The organism is Vibrio sp. Y176 (assembly GCF_033438945.1).
Genome location: NZ_JAWOQS010000673.1, coordinates 1 through 647, shown reverse-complemented (window position 1 = coordinate 647; position 647 = coordinate 1). Strand labels below are relative to the sequence as shown.

At 43.7% G+C, this 647-nt stretch carries 1 pseudogene; it reads left to right on the top strand.

The window, feature by feature from the left end:
• Positions 1 to 647: pseudogene (locus R7O13_RS27995) on the top strand (IS30-like element ISVa6 family transposase); the annotation flags it as partial.

Here is a 647-nt window from a genome sequence, read left to right as displayed (position 1 = left end):
CCCTGACCAAATCGTTGGATACCTAAGGGTAAGAGGCTATCCAACAATGAGCCACGAGCTCATTTATCAGCATATTTGGAACGACAAAACTCTCGGTGGAACACTATGGAAGCACCTACGCCAATCCACTAAGAAAAGGCGTAAAAGGTATAACTCAAAAGACAGCCGTGGACGGCTAGCAGCAAAGCGTCATATTACCGAAAGACCTGCAAAAGCTGAGCATCGAAAAGAGCCTGGTCATTGGGAAATTGATACCGTCGTTGGCCGCGGAACCAAGCACTGTATCGTGACTTTAGTCGACAGAATGACTGGCTACACTTTTATTGGGTAAATGGACGATAAAACAAGCGAGTCGCTAAACGTAAGAATGAGCAAAATCATGACCCGCTCTGACTTACCTTTTAAGACGATAACTGCGGATAATGGCACTGAGTTTCATGGTTACGCACAACTAGAAAAACACCATAACTGTCTGTTTTACTTTGCAAATCCATACCACTCATGGGAACGAGGGACTAATGAAAACACCAATGGCTTGATACGACAATACTTACCAAAACGAACTTCTATGTCACACGTAACACAGAAGCTCTGCAATGAAATTGCACACAAATTAAATACACGCCCACGCAAAAGGCTTGGGTATA